This is a genomic window from Kocuria atrinae C3-8 (assembly GCF_000286355.1).
Lineage (GTDB): Bacteria > Actinomycetota > Actinomycetes > Actinomycetales > Micrococcaceae > Kocuria > Kocuria atrinae_A.
The window spans coordinates 1-17,950 of sequence record NZ_AJXN01000154.1 but is presented as its reverse complement, the minus strand read 5'-3'; the positions used below and the strand labels follow the sequence as shown (position 1 = coordinate 17,950).

Below are 17,950 nucleotides of genomic sequence, written 5' to 3'. Positions count from 1 at the left end.
TGCGGCGCGGCTTCACTCTGTTGAGATGGGACTTTGTCTTCGAGAGTCGAAGACGGGCTACACTCCGGTGCAAGCGAATCTTCACAGGAAAACGAGGACAACGATGTCCCTGCACTCCACGACCGCCCAGATCGCGGCGGCTCCGGGCTCTCAGACCTCATTGCGCGTTGCCAATCAGCGCCGCGTGATCGATGCCATGCGCATTCTTGGCACCACCACGCAAGCAACCATTGCGCGCGAAACCGCGTTGGCGCCGTCTACCGTCTCCTCGATCGTGCACGAAATGGTGACCGCGGGTGTACTCGCCATGGATTCCTCCCACGGCGGGCGCCGCGGTCAGCTGGTCCGCTTCAGCGACGACGCCGGCTTCGTGGTGGGCCTGGACGTGGGCCACCGGCACCTCACCGTGGCCGTCGCGGATCTCAACCAGGACATCAAGGCACGTCAGCGCTTCGATCTGCCTCGTGGTCATTCGGTCACCGAAGTTCTGGACACCGCCGATTCCACCTTGGACAGCATGGTTCGAGAGCTGAAGATATCGCGCGGAAAACTGCTCGCCGCCGGGCTGACTCTTCCTGCCCCGGTCGACCTCGAGGGTCGCGTGGTGAGCGCCGGAGCCATCCTCCCGGCCTGGGCCGACACTGACGTTCGCGCTGCGGCCACCACCCGGCTGGCGCTACCGGTCGCCGTGGAGAATGACGCCAATGCCGGGGCCGTGGGCGAGTTCTCCCAGGGCGCCGGCCGCGAGGTTCAGAACATGGCCTACATCAAGGTCTCTCACGGCGTGGGCGCAGGCCTGATCCTCAACGGCCGGTTGTTCCGCGGCGCGACGGGATCCGCCGGGGAACTCGGTCACATGACGTTGGACGAGCAGGGCGATGTCTGCCGCTGCGGCAATCGCGGCTGCCTGGAGACGTTCATTTCCTCCGAGGCGGTCCTCGCCCTCCTGGGCACCACCCGCGGCCCCGATCTCACGGTCGCCGACGTCGTCGACGCCGCCCTGGCCGGGGACGTCGGTTGCGCGCGCGTCATCGGCGATACCGGTCGCACACTCGGGACCACCGTGGCCAATCTGTGCAACATCATCAATCCCGAGCTCGTAGTGGTCGGCGGAGAGTTGGCACGCGCGGGCGATCTGCTCCTGGGGCCCTTGCGGGAGATCGTGTCCCGTTACGGAGTGCAGGGCTGCACCCGGGACCTGACGATCACAACCGCCGAGCTGGGTCCGGAAGCACACCTCACCGGAGCGCTGATTATGGCACTCGAGAACATTTCCCTGCCTGTTTAGGACACACCCACATCTTTTGTGTTCAAGACATGGACATTTAGTGATCTGGGTCCTAATCTTGATCCACCACCGGCAAGCGTACTTCCGGTTAACGTCCCCACAGCGTGCCACGCCCTGGGGGCCCGCATTCTTACTTCGTTACAGCAAGGGAGCTGCGCGATGAGCCAAGCAGCGCACGCAGTACCGTCCGAGCGTCACGACGCGAATACTGGAGCGGTCATCAGAATCACCACGGTCGCGGCCTTCGGTGGACTTCTTTTCGGTTATGACTCCGCCGTGATCAACGGTGCGGTGTCATCCATCCAGTCACGCTTTGACGTGGGTCCGGGTCCCCTGGGCTTCGCGGTGGCAGCGGCGCTGCTGGGTGCTGCGGTGGGTGCCTTCTTCGGTGCCCGCATCGCGGACCGCACCGGCCGCATCCTGATCATGAAGATCGCCGCGTTGCTGTTCCTGGCTTCCGCGATCGGCTGTGGCCTGGCCAATGACATCACCACGCTGGTCATCTTCCGCGTGGTCGGCGGTATCGGTGTGGGCGTGGCCTCTGTGATCGCACCCGCCTACATTGCCGAGGTGTCCCCGGCCCACCTCCGTGGCCGCCTGGGTTCGCTGCAGCAGATGGGCATTGTGCTCGGTATCTTCCTGTCGCTGCTGATCGACGCTCTGTTGGCCCACTGGGCCGGCGGAGCGGCCAACGAGCTGTGGCTGGGTCTCGAGGCCTGGCGCTGGATGTTCCTGGTCATGGCCATTCCGGCCGTGATGTACGGCATCGGGGCATTCACCATTCCTGAGTCTCCGCGCTACTTGGTCTCCCGCGGTCGCGATGACGAAGCCCGCTCCGTGCTGACCAGCATCCACGGCGTTCAGGTGGCCGAGGAGCGCGTGGCGCGCATCCGCGAAACCATCAACAAGGAACACAAGCCCCGCTTCAGCGATCTGCGCGGTTCCTTGGGTGGTCTCAAACCCATCGTGTGGGTCGGTATCGGCCTGGCAGCCCTGCAGCAGTTCGTGGGCATCAACGTGATCTTCTACTACTCCAACGTGCTGTGGGAGTCGGTGGGCTTCTCGGAATCCGACTCGTTCGTGATCTCGGTGGCCACCTCCGTGACCAACGTGCTGGTGACCATCGTGGCCATCTTCCTGGTGGACAAGGTGGGTCGCCGCCCGCTGCTGCTCATTGGCTCGACGGGTATGGCCGCCTCACTCGCGACCTTGGCCATCGTCTTCGCCACCGCCAGCAAGGTCATGGTGGACGGTCAGCTCACGCCGGTGCTCGGCCCCGTGGCAGGTCCCGTCGCCTGATCGCCGCCAACCTGTTCGTGATCTTCTTCGGTGTCTCGTGGGGTCCGCTCATGTGGGTCCTGCTGGGCGAGATGTTCCCCAACCGTATCCGCGGTGCCGCACTGGCCGTGGCCGGTGCCGTGCAGTGGATCGCCAACTGGGCCGTCACCGTCACCTTCCCGGCGCTGTCCAACTTCTCGTTGGGTCTGGCCTACGGCATCTACGCGTTCTTCGCGGTGGTCTCGCTGATCTTCACCATCAAGATGGTCTCCGAGACCAAGGGTGTGGAGCTCGAGGACATGCACGACTGACGCTCTACCCCACCGGACTCGATCGCCCCGGTTCCGTACGCGAGTACGGGACCGGGGCGACGTCGTACCCGCCGCCATTCGCACGTGGCGGCGGGGAGGGCAAGGTCATAGTTTGTCCGATTAACAAGTATGCCGCCCAGTTACCCCCACCCCGCGTGTTCTCGGGTAGTTTCGAGTCTGGTATTCGCGGACGATCCCCGTGGAATCGCCCACATTCTTCACGACTTTTCAACGGCGAAATGAGGACCTCACGGTGACCCAATCTTCTTCGGAACAGCCCGCAGCGGGACGTAAATCGGCAGGCCACGTGATCGTGGATTCCCTGGTGGCCCACGGCGTGGAACGCGCCTACCTGGTGCCCGGCGAAAGCTACCTGGACGTGCTGGACGGCCTCTACAAGTCCCCCATCAACACCGTGATCACCCGCCACGAGGGCGGTGCGGCCTACATGGCCGAGGCGGACGGCAAGATGAACACCGTGCCCGGCGTGGCCATGGTGACCCGCGGCCCCGGTGCCGCCAACGCCCACGTGGCCTGCACACCGCGTGGCAGGACTCCACCCCCATGGTGTTGTTCGTGGGCCTGATCCCCTTCGAACACCGCGAGAAGGAAGCATTCCAGGAGTTCGATCCGCACCAGTGGTTCGGCTCCGGTGCCAAGCGTGTGATGGTCCTGGACCACGCGGAACGCGCCTCCGAATATGTCGCCGAGGCCATGTTCGCTGCGGCGTCCGGCCGCCCCGGGCCCGTGGTGGTCGGCCTGCCCGAGGACGTCATCACGCGCGAGATCGACGCGACCCTGCACCCCCAGATTCCCGTTGCCGGTGGCGGTATGACCGTGACCGACTGGAAGGCTCTGGAGAGCGCTCTCAAGGAATCCGAGAAGCCCCTGTTCGTGACCGGCGGCAACGACTGGACCCACGAGGGCGCCCAGAAGTTCACCCAGTGGCTCGAGGAACACCACATTCCCGCGGCAGCCGAATGGCGCACCGAGGGCACCGTGCCGTTCAACTCGCCCTCCTACGCGGGTCCGATCGGTTATGGCCGCCCCCGCCCCACGTACGACATCCTCGAAGAAACTGATCTGCTCGTGTTCGTAGGCACCGTGCCCGGTGACGTGATCACGGACGGCTTCCTGGTGCGTCAGGATTGGTCCAAGAAGAACTTCATCGTGACCATGGACCCGTCCATGCGAGGCCGTTCCGGTGCCGTCTCGCACCAGATCGTGGCCAAGCCGGACGTGTTCGTGCGCGACCTGGTCCGCATGGATCTCCCGGTCAAGGACGGCTGGAAGGACTGGTGCGGTCGCATGCGGCAGCAGCAGGTCGAGTTCGCCGAGCCCAAGGACACCCACCCCGCAGACGGCCCCGCCACCATGGACACCATGATGGCCAACCTGGTGGAGAACCTGCCCGAGGACGCCATGGTCACCTTCGGCGCCGGCGAGCACACCAACTGGGCGCACCGCTACTTCCCGACCAACGGTTACGCGTCCATGATCTCCGCGCGCAACGGTTCTATGGGGTACTCGGTGCCCTCCGCCGTGGCTGCGTCCTTGAACTACCCGGGCCGCCGCGTGATCTCGATCGCCGGTGACGGTGAGTTCCTCATGAACGGTCAAGAGTTGGCCACCGCCGCGCAGTACGGTGCCACGCCGCTGATCATCGTGATGGACAACCAGGAATACGGCACCATCCGCACGCATCAGGAGAAGCAGTACCCGAACCGCGTGTCCGGCACGCAGTTGAAGAACCCGGATTTCGCGGGCATGGCCCAATCGTTCGGTGGCTTCGGTGTGCGCGTTGAGCGCGAGTCCGAGATCCCGGGTGCGCTCGAGCAGGCCTTCAAGGCCATCGACGAGCAGGGCACGTTCGCGCTCATCCACCTGATCGTGGAGCCCCGCCACAAGGCATACTGATTCGGCTATATAGACTGACCAGATAGCTGACGACGCCGCTCCGGGCACCTTTCGTGCGAAAGTGCCCGGAGCGGCGTCGTTGCGTTTCGAAGGAAACTAGCGCAGCGGGTGCTCTGCCTGGTCCTTGTGCATGCGACCCGCGAACACCGCGATCACACCGAGCAGGGGCGTCACAATGGCCACGCCCCAGAAGATCGCCTCGGGCGGCAGGACCTGCGAGACCGGACCGGCCACCGCCATGGACACCGGCATGAGCGACAGGGACACGAAGAAGTCCAGGGATGAGATGCGGCCGAGCATGTGCACGGGGACGCGGCGCTGCAGCAGAGTGCCCCAGATGACTTGACCCGCACCACCGGTGGCACCGAAGACGCACAGTGCGACAGCCATGACCCACCACGAATCGGTCATGCCCACCAGACCGAACGGCAGCGTGCCGAAGCCCCACAGCCAGATCATGGTGGTCAGGTAGTTACGGGGCAGGGGCATGGATGCCGTGATGATCGAACCCAGCGCCATGGACATCCCGTACAGACCCAGCATCGCGCCGTAACTGGCCACCGTTCCGCCCAGCCGGTCCACGACAAGGAACGGCACGAGTACCTCGAGCGGACCCATGAACAGGAACACGGCGGTCATGGCCCACAGCAGCGTCCAGAGCAGCCACGGAGTGCGCACCGAGTAGAGGAATCCGTCCGCCAGGTCGCGCAGGATGGATGTGGACGGCGCCTGGTGGAGCCTTGCGGTTCCTCTTCCCCGAACCGGCCGCTCATGGGGATGCGCAGAAACATCATGAGGACGAATGCCGCGGCATGGCACACGGCAATCGCAACCACCGCGAGCGCCGGAAAGGCCAGTCCCGCCAGGAAGCCACCCACGGCCGGGCCCGCGGCAATCTGCAAGAGTGGGCGAGCGGTTCCCTCCACACCGTTGGCGGCGAGCAACTGACTGGCCGGCAGGATTCGCGGCAGCGCGGCCGAGTAGGCGGGGTAGAAGAACCCCAGGGACCCCGCGAACACGAACGCGGCGATCGCCAGGTGCCACATCGCAAGGTTGCCGGTCCACGTCAGGAGCACGATCACGGAAGCGGTCAGAAGATTGGTGGCCTCCACGCAGCGCAGGATCAGGCTCAGTCGCACGCGATCCGCGGTCACTCCGCCCACCAGGACGAAGGCCACGGCACCCACAGCGCCCGCTGCGGTAACCATCGACAGGTCGACTGCCGAGCCACCCAATGCCATGACCTTGGCGACCAGTGCCACCGCCCACAGGCCGGATCCGAACACGCTCATGCACATGGCAAAGGCCAGCACCGCGAAGGCCGGAGTGCCGAATGGCTTGAACGCTCGTGGAAGTAACATTGAGATTAGCCTACAACTATGTGACGAATTGTGATATAAGACCCCACTTGGCGGGCCGAGGTGCTCCATGAAGTACCGTTGAAGCGATCAATCCATTGAGAATAACCAGCAAAGGAGTCCGCACATGCGCGCAACCCACGTGCCGGAAACCGGAGTCATCACTGTGCGTGAATGGCCCAAGCCCCAGGCCACCGAGCCGGGCACGTTCGTGGTGCGGATGACGGCGGCGTCCGTGTGTGGTTCGGATCTGCACGCGGCCCTGCACGGCACGTTGCACCCCAAGGGTCCGGAGCGTGCGGGCTACCCGGGCCACGAGGGCGTGGGCGTCGTGGTGGAGTCCAACTCCGAGAAGTTCCCGGAGGGCACCACGGTGCTGTGCGTTCCCCCGGGAGAGTTCGGCGGGGCGTTCGCCGAGTACATGATGCTTGATGACGATCACGCCGTGGCCCTGCCCTCCGACGTGGACAGCAACGATCTCACTCAGATGCGCCGCTACATGATGGCGCAGCAGTTGGGCACGTGCATTTACGCGTTCGACCTGTACTGGCCCACCGAGGTTCCCGCGCGCACGGCGGGCACGTGCGTGATCATGGGCGCCGGTTCGGCCGGGCTGTTCTTCCTGCAGGACGCCCTGCGCCGCGGTTTCGACCAGGTCATCATCTCGGACAAGGAACCGGCACGCCTCGAGATTGCCCGCAAGCTGGGTGCCCGCACCGTGCTGATCCCGGACGAGGATCTGGGCGCCGTGGTCTCGGAGCTCACCGGCAACAACGGCGCGGATCTGGTGATCGAGGCCGTCGGTTCGGACGAGCTGCGTACCCAGGCCGTGGACATCGTGGCCAACCGCGGGATCGTGGGTTGGTTCGGCCTCTACGAGAGCTTCGAGCCCACCCTGGTCCCGATCTTCGAGGTCTTCCGAAAGTGCGTGCGCCTACAGGGTTCCGTGGCGGCTCAGTCCGAGCCCGGCCTCAAGTCCTTCCACGAGGCCGTCCGCCGCATCCACGATGGCGAGGTCGAAGTGGACTACTGCTTGGGCCCCACCCACACCCTGGATCAGGTGGCCGAGGTGCTGCGCATCGCCGAACGCGGCGGCGACGGTCAGGTCAAGTTCACGATCGTCCCGTAACCGCTCTTTTCCCGGCCCGACGACGCCGCACGGGTACCTTGCGCGCGCAGGTGCCCGAGCGGCGTCGTACGTGTCAGCAGAAAAATCTCAGGAAAACTGGCCATCCGGCCATGTCAGGAACGATCTACCCCGGCGTAGATTAGGACGTCAGAGGTAATCAATAGGTCATCGAAGACACCGAAAGGGGCGGGCCGTGCCCATCAAGTCATCTGCGCGACTCGTCCGAGGCGAGCGCGAACACGCCCGTCCCGAGTTCTTCGAGGGCGTTCCCGCCGTGGGTAAGGTCCTGGTGTTCGCGGCAGCCGTGGTGACCTATTTCGCGGTGTCCGCGCTGTTCACGTGGCTGCTTCCCAACGCCGTAACCCAGGATTTCCTGGGCGAGGTCATTCCGCGCCTGCTTGCCGTGGTCTCTGCCGCATTGATGTTCGTGGCCGGGGAGCGCTTCCTGGCCCACACCGTGAAAGCTACTGAGCATCCTGCGGAAGGGGCAGGGTCACCGTAAAGCGACAGCGCCCGCGCGGATCGTCATCGACCGCGATGGTCCCGCCGTGGGCGAGCACGATCTCCCGACTGATGGCCAGGCCGAGCCCCGAACCACCCGTGTCGCGCGCGCGAGGCGTCCAGGCGGACGAAGCGTTCGAAAACCTTGTCCTGATCCTCGGGGGCAATGCTTTCACCATCATTGATCACGGTGAGCACCGCGTTCGTGTCGGTGGCGCTCAACCGCACCTCGATCAGGGACTCTGCGTGCCTGCCGGCGTTGGACAGCAGATTCCGCACCACGTGCTGCAGCTTGGAGGCGTCCGCGCGCAGACGCACCGGCTCGATGTAGACCTTCAGCTCTTGTTGCAGGGCGGGCTTGATGCGGGCGATCTCCTCGGAAACCACCTCGTCCATGTCGGTGTCGGCCATGCGCATGTCCAGGCCGGCGTCGTCGGCTCGGGCGAGCGTGAGGAGGTCCTGCACCAGCTGGCCCATGCGCTGTGACTGGGAGACGAGCACCGGGGACAGCTCCTTCCACGTCTCCCCGGAGGGATCACTGCGGGCCACGTCCAGCGTGGTGGACAGCGTGGCCAAGGGCGAGCGCAGCTCGTGAGAAGCATCGGCCACGAAGCGCCTCTGCGCCCGGTCCGAGGCCTGGAGCCGGTCCAGCATCGCGTTCATCGTGGAGGCCAGTTGAGCGATCTCATCGCGGGTGGGCGGTACGTCCACGCGTTCATCGAGGTTCGACCCGCCGATCAAACGCACTTGCTCGGTGATGCGCCGGACCGGTCGCAGAGAACGGCCCGTGAGCCACCACATGGTGAGTGCCCCCAAGAGAACCAGCAGCGGGCCCACGATCAGCACGAACACCGCCACCACGGTGAGCGAACTGGTTTGCAGCTTCACCGGAACGGCCACGATGAGCGTGTGCGGTTCGTTGTTGACCACAATGCCTTCGGAGACGTAGACGAAGTCGCTGGGGATCCGCAGGAGTGCCTCGTTGTCCGTGCGGGATTCGAACGTGTCACCGGGGCTGAGCGGCGGTGAGTTCAGATCGATGTCCTCCGCTGCGGACGGGGAGGCAGCCACCACGGAACCATCCTGATCGGTGAGTTGAACCAGCACACCGGGTTGGCCCACCGCGCGGAGCAGTTCCACGGGGTCCGCCTGGGACCACACGTAGATCACGCGATTCTCCGGGGTGTCCTGACCGTCCACCAGCCGAGAGAGCACCTGCTGCTGACTGCTCACGGCCTGGTCATGGGCGGTGGAGACGATATTGCGCTTGAGCACTTCCAGCAGGAGTACACCGGCCAGCAACAGCACCACGATCATGAGCAGTGCCGCGGCGAACGTGGTCTTGCGCCTCACGCCCCACCGCCTGCGCACGCCCAACATGCTCATGCCGCGGGGGTGTCCGCGACCAGTCGATACCCCATGCCCCGCACCGTCTGCAGCGTATTGAGGCCGAAGGGAATATCGATCTTCTTGCGCAGGTAGCCCACGTAGACCTCCACAATGTTCTCCGAGCCCTCGAAGGCTGCATCCCACGCGTTGTCCATGATCTGCAGTTTGGACACCACGGTGTCCGCGTTCTGCATGAGGTACTGCAGGATCACGTATTCCTTGGCGGTCAGCTCGATCACGGTGTCCCCGCGGGTGACCTTGTGCCGGGTGGGGTCCAACTCCAGGCTGCCCACGGTGATGTTGACCGGTCGTTCCGGGGCGCCGCGCCGGATGAGCGCACGCAACCGGGCCACCAGGACCATGAAGCTGAACGGTTTGGTCAGGTAGTCGTCGGCCCCCAGGTCAAAGGCGTCCGCCTCGTCGTATTCGCCGTCCTTGGCGGTCAGCATGAGCACGGGTGTCCAATTCTTGGCCGCGCGGATCTCCTTGAGGATCGTGTACCCGTTCTTACCGGGCAGCATGAGGTCCAGCACGATCACGTCGTACGGGTTCTCCTGGGCCAACCACGCACCCGTGACTCCGTCATTGGCCACGTCCACCACGAACCCCTCGTTGGTCAGTCCGCGGCGCAGCGACTCCGAGAGGTCCACCTCGTCATCGACAATGAGCAATCGCATATCTATTCCTTCGTCAGTTCGTGGCTGTGCCGCTTGGCCACCACGGTATTCCAGAGTCCCGTGGCGAAACAGCATCCGGCCAGTGCCGTGGGAACCGCGCAGATCACATCCGCCGGGTAGTGCACACCCATGTACACGCGAGATACGGCCACCACCGCAACGAAAACAGCTCCCGCGATCGCCACGAGCCACCATTTGGAACGCACGGAACGGTGCGCGGCGGTGACCGTGAGGAGCACCAGGCCCACCATCAGCGCCGTGGTGAACGCCGTGTGCCCGGAGGGAAATGAGGCGTTGTTGACCTCGGGCATCAGTGGATCCGCGAGGGACCACGGCGCGGGCCGGGGGCGGGCGATGACGAGCTTGATGATGCCCACGAACAACCAGCCACACGCCACGGTCCCCGCGAAACTCACCGCCCACCAGAGATTCCTGCGCCACCACACCAAGGCCGCGATCAGTGCGGTGATTACTACCGCGCCCACCGGGGACAGAGCTACGGCAATCGTTTCCGCCACGGGGTTGAGCCACGTCACGTGGTGGAGACTCAGGTACTGATCCACGGCCAGCCCGTCGCGCGTGTCCTCTGGATCGTGCGTGAGGTGCCAGCCGGCGGTCATCACGGCACCAACGATCAACAGTGAGATCAGGAACCAGTACCTGAGCTGCGGCAGCAGTGCACCCCAGTAGGTTTGGCCGCAGAGTGAGCGGGACGGACGGCAAGCAGCCTCATGACGCGGCCGCGGCGTCGTCGGCGTGGTTGTCCCGCACGGTCTTGACGATCTGCAGGGCCACAGGGATCAGGGACAAGCCCACAATGAGGATCGCGATCAGATCCACGTGGTCCACAATGAGCGGAATACCGCCCAGCAAAGCCCCTGCCGTGACCATGAGGACCACCCACAGGAAACCACCGAGAACATTCCAGCCCACGAAGTGCTTGTAGGAATGCCGGGCTGCCCCGGCCACCAGTGGAACGAAAGTACGGACGATCGGAACGAACCGCGCCATCACGATCGCGCGTCCGCCGTAGCGTTGGAAGAAGTCCTCGGTCCTGCGCAGGTGACTGGTCTTCAGAACGCGGGCGTCGTCCTTGAAGAACCGTCGCCCGTAGCGGCTACCCAGAAGATAACCCACCTGGTCGCCGGCCACAGCCGCGATGAAGGGCACCAAGATCATGACCACAACGGGACCTGGAGAGCCTGGTGCAGCAGTCCTGCCGTGAACAGCAGGGAATCACCCGGCAGAAACGGGAACAGCAAACCGGATTCGATGAACACCATCAGGCTCGTACCCGCCAGGCCCCACGGTCCCCAGTCGTGGAGGAGTTGCGCGGGATCTCCCAGGGGGAGCAGATGGGGCATCACCGCAGTGGCCCCGGACAGAATCTCTGGTTGCATGAGACCAGAATGCTCCCCGTTCACTGAAGGGATTCTGAGCATCGGCTCGATATCAATTCTTCTGGGGCCTAACGAACGGGAACGAGAGCACGTCCCGGATGGTCGTGTCCGTCATGAGCATGACCAACCGGTCCAACCCGATACCCAGACCGCCGGCCGGCGGCATGCCGGTCTCCAGTGCGTAGAGGAAGTCCTCGTCCACTTCCATGGCTTCCACGTCCCCGGCGGCCGCCTTGAGCGACTGTTCGGTGAGTCGACGGCGCTGCTCCACGGGATCGGTCATCTCCGAGTACGCGGTACCGAGCTCCATGCCGTTGGCCACCAGGTCCCAGCGTTCCACGAGCCCCTCCTCGGTCCGGTGGGGCGCGGTGAGCGGCGAGGTTTCCAAGGGGAAATCGCAGTAGAACGTGGGCTCGATGGTCTGCGGTTCGACCAGTTCACCGTAAAGCTCCTCCAGCACCGCACCCGGACCCATGCCGGGCCCGATCTCCACGCCGTGGTCTGCGGCGATGGTCAGCAGTGTCTCGAAGTCCGTGTGGATGCTGACGTCCTGCCCCACGACCCGGCTGACCGCCTCCGTCACGGTCACCACCGGCCAGGGCCCGGACACGTCGGTCAGCACCGGCGGCGCATCCGGATCGTGAACGTCACGCAGTGGCAGCACTGCCGATCCGTGCAGCGCCTCGGCCACCTGCTTGATGAGCGCTTCCGTCAGCCGCTTCATCTCCATGTAGTCCGAGTACGGCAGGTACGCCTCGAGCGACGTGAACTCGGGATTGTGCGTGGCGTCCGCACCCTCGTTGCGGAAGTTTCGGGAGATCTCGAAGATCGGCCCCGACCCCGCGACCAACAGCCGCTTCAGATACAGCTCCGGCGCGATCCGCAGCGACAGATCCATGCCGTACGCGTTGATGAACGTCTTGAACGGCCTGGCCGATGCCCCTCCGTGCACCGTGTTGAGCACCGGGGTTTCGACCTCGCGGAATCCCTGATCCGTGAGGTAGTCGCGCACCGTTTCCATGGCCAGCGAGCGCTGCTTCAGCAGTTCCAGCTTCCCGGGGTGCACCAGCAGATCGGTCGACCGCTTGCGCAACCGCGCCTCCGGGTCCTCGAAGCTCTCCCACGGCACCGGTTGCAGCGCCTTGGACGCCATGGTCAGGTGCCGCGCGATCACGGATTCCGTGCCATTGCGCGAGACACCCCACTCACCGTCCACGACCACCAGGTCACCGGAATCCAGATTGGCGCGCAGCACGTTCCACGTATCGTCCATGCGCTCGCGGTCGAGCACCACCTGCACCGTGCGTCCCGCGTCCGTGAGGTCCATGAACAGCACGCCGCCGTGGTCACGGAGCTTGCGAATCCTGCCGCTCACACGCACCGGGGACGACGACGCCGCCTCGCCTGCTTCCCGCTCGGCCATCAGTTGAGCCACGGACTCCGCCGGGGCCGAACCCACCGGATAGGGGGCAATACCTGCTTCAGCGAGCGCTCGCGCGTGGCGCAACCGATGACGGGTCTGCTGCGATCGCCGCGGTGCGAGTTCACGCAAGCGCGGCGGTTCGTGATCGAGCTCGCGAATGGCGGCCAGAGCGGCGTCGTCGAGCTGCCGATCCGGTGCGGAACGCACGAACAGCGACGGCAGAAATCCTTCGACCTGCGCGGTCGTGGACGCCATGCGAGGCAACGAAAGCACACTGTCGAAGCACGCGTAACGCGGGAACCATTCGGGGAGGTACTTGGCGTTCGCGCGGTAAAGGCTCTCGAGCTGGAAGAAGCGATCCAGGAATCCAAGTACCGACGAGTTGAAGCGCGTGATCACGCCGGCACCCAGCTCTTCGGCATCGGCGAAGACACCGCGCAGCATCGCGAAGTTCAAGGACACCTCACGAATTCCGCGAGCGGCACCGTAATGCATGAGTTCGGACACCATCAGTTCCGTGGTGCCGTTGGGGGCGTCCGGGGAGCGCCGCATGACGTCCAGGGACAGGCCGCGCCGCCCCCATGGCACGAACGACAACAAACCCTTGACCTGACCGTGTTCGTCGCGGGCCACCACCACGGTGCATTCACCGTCTGCGGGGTCACCCCAACGATTCAAGGCCATCGAAAACCCGCGATCCGGTTCGTCCCCGCGCCACTGATCCGCGAGCGTGCCCAACTCCGCGAGCGCCTCTGCGGACAGTGCATCGTGGCGAGTGATCTCGACTTCCAGGCCACGCTGTCGAGCATGGCGAACCGCGCGGCGCACGTTGGTCATGGATGAATTGGCCAGTGAGAAGCGCTCCGGATGCAGAACGGCCTCGTCACCCATGACCAGAACGCCCATTCCCTGGGCGGCGAAAGCGCGGGCGCGTCCGCAGAGGCGGACGTGACGGCCGGAGTCCACCCGTAGTAACGGGCATGCCCCAGCCAGGCCTTTACCGCGGCGGGCCAACTCGCCCGGTCACCCACGGGATCGCCAGAGGCGAGACACACCTGCCCCACGACCCGATAGGTGATGGCCGCGCGACCATCCGGGGAGAACACCGCGTTCTTGTCGCGCCGAGTGGCGAAGTAGCCCAGCGAATCCTGATCCCCGTACTGAGCAAGCAAGGTGCGCAGCGCGACTTCTTGCCGTGGCGTCCAGGTGGTCTCCTTGGAGCTGGAACGCAAGAACATGAACACCGCCGCCACCAACGTGAGCGCGAGCAGCACCGACACCAGGCCGGGCAACCAGTCGGGCACTTGGTGCCTGAACTGCGGGTTGGGTGAGTAGATCCCCAGACCCCGATTGATCGCCTCCACGAGCACGCGACCGTCATCGCTGGCCGACTCCGTGGAGATCAGCAGGATCACGTGAGTCGTCGCCACAGTGAATAGGGCACCCACCACGAGCGTGACCATCGCGGCAACGATGCTCCTGGCCCTGGTGCGGCCAGGGAAGGCCGCTCGCATCCACCAGGCCAACACCAACGTGGTTACGCCCACCACCAGTGCGGTCACATCCATCACGAAGAAGCCCCGGGTCAGTGGATCTGCCAGCGTTTCCTGGATCCCGACCTCAGCGGCGTCCAACAGATTCAACACGGATCCGAACACACCCAGGACCTGCAGCACAGCGACCAGGACCAGAGCGATCCGCTTCCGGCGGATCAATGCCCCCGTCACCAAGGCCAACAGTGCGACTGAGGCCAAGGAGGGCGAGACAGGCAGGTTCAGCGCCCCGAGCACCATGTACGGCAGCGGGGAAATGACGGCCAGCCATTGCATGACGGTCAGGATGAGACCGAGCAGCGTGGCCATTGCGAACACCCACGTGAGGATGCGTGCACCCCGTTCTTGTGCCGGGGTGGGCAGCTGGAAGTTACGCTGTCCGGATTCCCCCGTTAGCTGGGGTCACCTGCCAACTTCCTGCTGTTTGACTCTTTGGTCATTCACTCGACTCTCTTCGAATTACTATGTGTGCATCGGCGACACTCTATTTCTATTTCTTGTGGGCATCGGGCGACATCCGACCACAGTATGAAATCTCCAAGAGAAGAGCGACGATATGAGTTTTTTCGAATTAACAGGCTGGCCAGTTTTTGTGATGGCCGTTACATTGGCGGCCATTGTGCTTTTCGTGGCCGTGTTTCTCGTACCGCGGTATCGGAAGCCCGGCGCGTCCAGATACATCGTCCAGTTCGTGTCGATAGCGCTGGTCACGATTCTGACCCTGTTGGTCATCTTCCTCAAGCTCAACAACGACAACCAGTGGTACGGCAACTGGGGAGTCCTGGCCACGGGAGGGGATGGCGGTTCGGTCGCCACCCAAACGGCCGGGCTCACCGCTCCCACCCGAGCTACCGCCGCGGATCTACCTCACGCGCCGTTCACGAACACCCAACTCGATCCGCGGGGCAGTCAGCAGATCGGTGCGCAGGTGGATCCCTCTGCCACCGGCGGACAATGGGTGACTTTCGAGTTATCGGGCAAGGAATCGCACGTCACGCAGCAAGTTACTGTTTGGTTACCCCCGTCGTATTTCACCGACAAGGATCGCGCATTTCCCGTCATTACAGCGTTCACAGGATTTCCCGGGAGCGTGAAGACCTACAGCAAATCCATGAATTTCGATCAACATATTAAGACTGCGGTGCGCGACTCTGCCGTGCGGGAGCCCATCGTGGTGATCCCCGATGTCTTTCCCGGCAATCACGACACCGAGTGCGTGGACGGCAATCACGGGAAATACGAGACATTCGTGAGCCAGGACGTGGTCTCGTGGATCCGTGAGAACTTGCGAGTTTCCGACGACCCGCAGGCGTGGTCCACCTTCGGTTACAGCGCGGGCGGCTGGTGTTCGTCCATGTTCACCGTGCGCCATCCGGAGATCTGGGGAAACAGCATCAACATGGCCGGATACTTCGCTCCGGATTACAGTAAAGGTCAAGAATGGGTGACCGCAGACCCCGCAGGATACGACCTGGGCAAAGTAGTCGAAAAGAATAATCCCGATGTAAACATCTGGTTCTTCACCGGCGGTGAAGATACCCCGGCTATCAAAGCGGTAGAGAAATTCAAGGAAACGGTGAAAGATCCCACGGGACTGGTTATTAATACGTCCCAGACCGGCGGCCACAGAGTTCCCCTGTGGACGGCACAGATCGAGCCTTCTCTCAAATGGCTCGGCCAGGTGTCACCGTATTTCGCGGCTCCGCACTCATAGACCGGCCAAGCGCAGCGTGTGCCCTCGAGCTTCCGCCCACGCCGGGTGCTCGAGCACGGTCCACGCGTTGTGGTCCGCATCCTCCACGACCGTGAGCTCTGCCGGATCGCCCTCGTCCTTGGCAGCGGTGACGTAGTCCTCCGCCTGATGCGCCGGTATGAGCTCGTCCTCACCACCCTGACACGCAATCACGGGGATGCCAATGGGCAGCAGCTCCTGCGGGGAGGCCTCCTCATACCTTTCGGGTTCCTCATCGGGTGTGCCGCCCATCAGGTTTCCCACCCGGTCGTTCGCGTCTTCGCGGAACGCGCTGTCCAGGTCGTACACCCCCGCCATCGACACACAGCCGACCGGTTTCACGGTGGGATCCGCTCCGACCTGGCCCTTCTCGAGCCGCGACCGCGACGCCGCCCACGTGGCCAGGTGCCCACCGGCACTGTGTCCGAGTAGGACCACCCGTTTGCCGTCGAGCTCCACCGGTGAGTGCTCCGCAAGGCGAGGGACGAAATCAACTCCGGCGGCGACGTCGTGCCCGGCCGCAGGCCAGCCCGCGCGTGCGGACCGCGATCCCTCTGATCAGGGTGAATGGTGCCCCGATAGGCGATGGACCACACGGCTACCCCGTAGGAAACCAGGTCCGTGCCGATGTCCGTCATGTAGGACATGTCCGAGGCGTCTTCCCAACTGCCACCGTGGATCATCACGACCACGGGCACCGCTTCGCTCACCGGTTCGCCGTTGTCCTGGACCGGGACCGCGAGCATTCCGTACTGCGTGCTCTCGTCCGAGCCGTAGGCGATCCGCTGCAGTTCGGACACCCCGTACGGCCCGGTGGTCTTGAACTCCGTGGTCACACCGAGCTTCTCAGCAGCCCCGCACCCGGCGAGCACCGCACCCGCGCCCAGCACGGTGAGTCCGAACGCACCCCGGAATACCGCGCGACGACTCACGTGCGCAGAGTGATCCGCCATGTCGCCCCCTTGATCTGAAAAACTTGCCCCGCGGATCACGCTACATGCCGCCGGTGTGGGATGCCCGCGCGAGGAATAAGCTGTGAGGTATCACCCAGCGCGTGGGCGCATCCTGTGCCCCACGGAGGCTCGTTCCGTTGCAGAAACGCCGCGAGGCTCCGCGCTTCGGAGGATCATCATGGTCACTGCGATGTTTCGGCGATTCAGGACCTGGTTGTTCAACGACCAGCCGGATACGGCCGCCTATCACGGGCCGCATCAGCGCCCGCGCGAGAGCACCCGGACCCGTCCGTGGTGGGCCGTGATGTGCCTGTCCGGTGTCGACTACTTCTCCACGCTGGGCTATCAGCCCGGCATCGCCGCGGTCGCGGCGGGCTCACTGGCCCCCATGGCCACGTTGGTTCTGGTGCTCGTGACCCTGTGCGGCGCGCTCCCGGTGTATCGGTGGGTGGCTGCGGTCAGCCCTCACGGCGCGGGGTCCATCCGCATGCTGGAGAAACTGCTCCCGCGGTGGAACGGGAAAATTGCCGTCCTGGTGCTCCTGGGCTTCGCGTGTACGGACTTCATGATCACCATCACGCTGTCCTCTGCGGACGCCGCAACCCACCTGGTCGACAACCCCCTGATGCCCATGCACGGCACCGGTGCCAAGCTGTGGATCACGTTCGGGCTGATCACGCTCCTCGCGGCGGTGTTCCTCAAGGGATTTCGCGAGGCCATTGCCTTGGCCGTGTTCCTGGTCCCGATCTACCTGGCCCTCAACGTGGCGGTGATGGTCGTGGGGTTTCAGCAGATTCTGGCCCACCCAGAGTTCCTTGCCGGATGGACCACCGCGCTGACCACCCAGCATTCCAATCCCTGGATGGCCCTGCTCCTGGCGATCGTGGTCTTCCCGAAACTCGCCCTGGGCATGTCCGGCTACGAGACCGGGGTGTCCGTCATGACACAGATCCACCCGGGATCCACGGCCGGCGGCGGCAACGCTACCAAGGCCGCGCACCACGTCTCGACGGCGCCGACCCACCGACACGACACAGCCGA

General features: G+C 64.4%; 13 protein-coding genes and 4 pseudogenes. 7 read left to right on the top strand and 10 right to left on the bottom strand.

Annotated features, from left to right (window positions below; translation table 11 throughout):
* Nucleotides 1–103 precede the first annotated feature (103 nt).
* The 3 genes and pseudogenes from YO9_RS0114700 to YO9_RS0114690 all read left to right on the top strand — a co-directional run bounded on the left by YO9_RS0114700 (nt 104) and on the right by YO9_RS0114690 (nt 4,794).
* Nucleotides 104–1,288, top strand: a complete 1,185-nt coding sequence (locus tag YO9_RS0114700; RefSeq protein ID WP_016998171.1) for an ROK family transcriptional regulator — start codon at nt 104–106, stop codon at nt 1,286–1,288.
* Between the two features lie 159 nt (nt 1,289–1,447).
* Nucleotides 1,448–2,877 (top strand): annotated as a pseudogene (locus YO9_RS0114695) (sugar porter family MFS transporter).
* Nucleotides 2,878–3,130: 253 nt separating this feature from the next.
* Nucleotides 3,131–4,794 (top strand): annotated as a pseudogene (locus tag YO9_RS0114690) (thiamine pyrophosphate-dependent enzyme).
* Between the two features lie 96 nt (nt 4,795–4,890).
* On the opposite strand, the gene YO9_RS19050 reads toward YO9_RS0114690, so the two are convergent.
* Both YO9_RS19050 and YO9_RS19045 read right to left on the bottom strand, forming a co-directional pair.
* The gene (locus YO9_RS19050) at nt 4,891–5,472 is read right to left on the bottom strand and encodes an MFS transporter (RefSeq protein WP_223286653.1); all 582 of its coding nucleotides are present in this window, start codon (nt 5,470–5,472) and stop codon (nt 4,891–4,893) included.
* Nucleotides 5,430–6,155 carry an MFS transporter gene (locus YO9_RS19045; RefSeq protein WP_223286652.1) on the bottom strand — a complete coding sequence of 242 codons (726 nt, stop codon included), beginning with the start codon at nt 6,153–6,155 and terminating at the stop codon, nt 5,430–5,432. The genes YO9_RS19050 and YO9_RS19045 overlap by 43 nt, the downstream gene beginning before the upstream one ends.
* Before the next feature lie 124 nt (nt 6,156–6,279).
* Between YO9_RS19045 and YO9_RS0114680 the strand changes: the two genes are divergently transcribed.
* Nucleotides 6,280–7,281: a zinc-binding dehydrogenase gene (locus tag YO9_RS0114680; RefSeq protein WP_016998170.1), complete on the top strand. Its 1,002-nt coding sequence runs from the start codon at nt 6,280–6,282 to the stop codon at nt 7,279–7,281.
* Nucleotides 7,282–7,474: 193 nt separating this feature from the next.
* Nucleotides 7,475–7,783, top strand: coding sequence for a hypothetical protein (locus tag YO9_RS0114675; protein WP_016998169.1), 309 nt, complete (start codon nt 7,475–7,477; stop codon nt 7,781–7,783).
* Here the strand turns inward: YO9_RS0114675 and YO9_RS21790 are convergent.
* The 7 genes and pseudogenes from YO9_RS21790 to YO9_RS20205 all read right to left on the bottom strand — a co-directional run bounded on the left by YO9_RS21790 (nt 7,746) and on the right by YO9_RS20205 (nt 14,533).
* Nucleotides 7,746–8,583 (bottom strand): annotated as a pseudogene (locus YO9_RS21790) (HAMP domain-containing sensor histidine kinase). The gene YO9_RS0114675 and the pseudogene YO9_RS21790 sit on opposite strands and share 38 nt — an antisense overlap.
* Nucleotides 8,584–9,164: 581 nt before the next feature.
* Nucleotides 9,165–9,848 carry a response regulator transcription factor gene (locus tag YO9_RS0114665; RefSeq protein WP_016998168.1) on the bottom strand — a complete coding sequence of 228 codons (684 nt, stop codon included), beginning with the start codon at nt 9,846–9,848 and terminating at the stop codon, nt 9,165–9,167.
* A 2-nt stretch (nt 9,849–9,850) separates the two neighbouring features.
* Nucleotides 9,851–10,468 (bottom strand): phosphatase PAP2 family protein, encoded by a 618-nt coding sequence (locus YO9_RS0114660; RefSeq protein ID WP_223286651.1) that lies wholly within the window; start codon nt 10,466–10,468, stop codon nt 9,851–9,853.
* 109 nt (nt 10,469–10,577) lie between these two features.
* Nucleotides 10,578–11,027: a DedA family protein gene (locus YO9_RS19035; protein ID WP_223286650.1), complete on the bottom strand. Its 450-nt coding sequence runs from the start codon at nt 11,025–11,027 to the stop codon at nt 10,578–10,580.
* Nucleotides 11,024–11,248 (bottom strand): hypothetical protein, encoded by a 225-nt coding sequence (locus YO9_RS19030; RefSeq protein WP_016998165.1) that lies wholly within the window; start codon nt 11,246–11,248, stop codon nt 11,024–11,026. The genes YO9_RS19035 and YO9_RS19030 overlap by 4 nt, the downstream gene beginning before the upstream one ends.
* 52 nt (nt 11,249–11,300) lie before the next feature.
* Nucleotides 11,301–13,562 (bottom strand): bifunctional lysylphosphatidylglycerol synthetase/lysine--tRNA ligase LysX, encoded by a 2,262-nt coding sequence (gene lysX / locus YO9_RS0114650; RefSeq protein ID WP_262925714.1) that lies wholly within the window; start codon nt 13,560–13,562, stop codon nt 11,301–11,303.
* Nucleotides 13,505–14,533, bottom strand: coding sequence for a phosphatidylglycerol lysyltransferase domain-containing protein (locus YO9_RS20205; RefSeq protein WP_262925713.1), 1,029 nt, complete (start codon nt 14,531–14,533; stop codon nt 13,505–13,507). Before YO9_RS20205 ends, lysX begins: the two co-directional genes overlap by 58 nt.
* A gap of 286 nt (nt 14,534–14,819) precedes the next feature.
* Here YO9_RS20205 and YO9_RS0114645 point away from each other — a divergent pair, with 286 nt between their 5' ends.
* A complete protein-coding gene (locus YO9_RS0114645; protein ID WP_223286649.1) occupies nt 14,820–15,938 on the top strand; it encodes an alpha/beta hydrolase in 1,119 nt (372 codons plus the stop codon).
* Here the strand turns inward: YO9_RS0114645 and YO9_RS19025 are convergent.
* A pseudogene (locus YO9_RS19025) lies at nt 15,933–16,439 on the bottom strand (alpha/beta hydrolase family protein); the annotation flags it as partial. The gene YO9_RS0114645 and the pseudogene YO9_RS19025 overlap by 6 nt on opposite strands.
* A 648-nt stretch (nt 16,440–17,087) precedes the next feature.
* On the opposite strand from YO9_RS19025, the gene YO9_RS0114635 reads away from it, so the two are divergent.
* The coding region (locus YO9_RS0114635; RefSeq protein WP_016998163.1) for an APC family permease at nt 17,088–17,950 on the top strand (863 nt) is incomplete at its 3' end.

Coding starts and splice junctions, on each gene's coding strand:
- YO9_RS0114700 (WP_016998171.1), top strand. CDS start 104: ATGTCCCTGCACTCCACGACCGCCCAGATCGCGGCGGCTCCGGGCTCT.
- YO9_RS19045 (WP_223286652.1), bottom strand. CDS start 6,155: ATGTTACTTCCACGAGCGTTCAAGCCATTCGGCACTCCGGCCTTCGCG.
- YO9_RS0114680 (WP_016998170.1), top strand. CDS start 6,280: ATGCGCGCAACCCACGTGCCGGAAACCGGAGTCATCACTGTGCGTGAA.
- YO9_RS0114665 (WP_016998168.1), bottom strand. CDS start 9,848: ATGCGATTGCTCATTGTCGATGACGAGGTGGACCTCTCGGAGTCGCTG.
- YO9_RS0114660 (WP_223286651.1), bottom strand. CDS start 10,468: ATGACCGCCGGCTGGCACCTCACGCACGATCCAGAGGACACGCGCGAC.
- YO9_RS19035 (WP_223286650.1), bottom strand. CDS start 11,027: ATGATCTTGGTGCCCTTCATCGCGGCTGTGGCCGGCGACCAGGTGGGT.
- YO9_RS19030 (WP_016998165.1), bottom strand. CDS start 11,248: ATGCAACCAGAGATTCTGTCCGGGGCCACTGCGGTGATGCCCCATCTG.
- lysX (WP_262925714.1), bottom strand. CDS start 13,562: ATGGGTGACGAGGCCGTTCTGCATCCGGAGCGCTTCTCACTGGCCAAT.
- YO9_RS20205 (WP_262925713.1), bottom strand. CDS start 14,533: ATGGCCACGCTGCTCGGTCTCATCCTGACCGTCATGCAATGGCTGGCC.
- YO9_RS0114645 (WP_223286649.1), top strand. CDS start 14,820: ATGGCCGTTACATTGGCGGCCATTGTGCTTTTCGTGGCCGTGTTTCTC.